The 1439-nt window shown below is 43.2% G+C and carries 2 protein-coding genes and 1 pseudogene; all 3 read right to left on the bottom strand.

The genetic code is table 11. The annotated features are described in order from the left end of the window. Positions 1-140, bottom strand: a pseudogene (locus ASN18_RS17260) (IS1380 family transposase); the annotation flags it as partial. Between the two features lie 153 nt (positions 141-293). Then, positions 294-611, bottom strand: a complete 318-nt coding sequence (locus ASN18_RS12960; RefSeq protein WP_085053204.1) for a TRL domain-containing protein — start codon at positions 609-611, stop codon at positions 294-296. Between the two features lie 141 nt (positions 612-752). Then, positions 753-1211 (bottom strand): hypothetical protein, encoded by a 459-nt coding sequence (locus tag ASN18_RS12955; protein WP_085053203.1) that lies wholly within the window; start codon positions 1209-1211, stop codon positions 753-755. Between the last annotated feature and the right edge of the window lie 228 nt (positions 1212-1439).

The raw sequence follows: 1439 nt of genomic DNA, 5'->3' as shown, positions 1-1439 counted from the left end.
TTGTATGCGATTACTCCTATCCTGAAAAATACCGCATTGGCATATGTCTGGCCACACGGCATACGCTCCATTCCAAAGCCGCTTTTTAACTCTTTGTTAAAATTCTCAGCGTCACCTCTCTGATTGTGCCACTTGATTACTTCATACCCTGTCTTTTCTTCCTCTAATCAGTTTGTCGATAGTGCATCTTTGTCCTCTTCAAATAAATATACCTGCTTACGTTGCTCCCTTTTTATGACCTAATCCAATCCCCATAACCCCTTTTGCCCATCTGATTCCTCACCCACTGGCAGCTAACTGCCTATTATCACAGTACACTGACGTGTATATGTGCCGAAAAAACTCTGGCTGGCGCTATCAATAGTAAAGACATCTTTTATACCACCGTTTCGCATAGCGGCTTCGATTCCTGCATCACCAACAGTAACCATGCCAAAAAAGGAATATATACATGCTTGTCCCTCTTTGAACCCTGTTAATGCACTTCCCTTTGCAACAGGAGTTATGTGGTTAGTCATCATCCATCCGAACGGTCCGTCTGAGACATAACCACACCCGGCCAGAGACAGTCCAACTATCAGAACCAACATCGAAACTACGGCTTTTCTCATCGTTACACTCCTCTTGCCAGTGAACGGTGTCAACCGCTTCAGCTGACAGACTTGCCTTCGCTAATGCGACATATTTATAATCGGGCACGATCAGGTGCCCGTTATCTGGCAGGGCTGTTTGTTATTCTCAAAATAATCTGGTCAAGACTTCTTTGAAAGCCCCTTTGACATCATTTTTGATGCAAGCGAGGGAAGAAAATAGAGTTCTTTAGAGATTTCAAGTACGCTGCCGAGATATTTAGTTGTCTCTTCAGAGAGTTCAGCACCTTTTTTCTGCATATCTTTAAGATATTCTTCCCAGCCTGAGTGGTCCCAGCTGCCCTTAGTTTTAGTTATGAAGGTGACGGTATCTTCGGCGATTCCCTTCATGGTTGAGGATATTCCGTCAGTAGCGGAGGCTGCGGTGTAGTATTTCTTCATAGACTCAAGCAATGACCCCAGATATGCCTTCATTTCACTGTCTACGTCAAACCCCATTTTACTAATACCTGATAAAAAGTCTGTCCACGCGGTGTGGTCCCAAATGCCTTTTTGCTGTTCCACGAATTTTGCGGCTGATTCAATAATGTCGTCAAATTGTCCGGTAGATTTTTTAGCCATCTTAGCCTCCAAAGATTGAAATATTGATCTCATTCAAATGTGAGATAAAAGCGTACATGCGCAACACATATATAATACAAGGCCGCCGCTGTTTTGTCAACACTGCGAATTGCCTCACGAAAAAACTATAGGAAAAGTAACGATAAAAACTCTCAGTCAAGAGAACTGGGAGGAAGAGATGAGGTTAACGATGAAAGAAAAGCAGACAATAACAAAGGTGGCAGCAGA

The sequence above is a fragment of the Candidatus Magnetominusculus xianensis genome (assembly GCA_001541255.1).
GTDB classification, from domain to species: domain Bacteria; phylum Nitrospirota; class Thermodesulfovibrionia; order Thermodesulfovibrionales; family Magnetobacteriaceae; genus Magnetominusculus; species Magnetominusculus xianensis.
The sequence above is the reverse complement of the archived record's forward strand: the minus strand, read 5'-3'. Positions and strand labels throughout refer to the sequence as shown.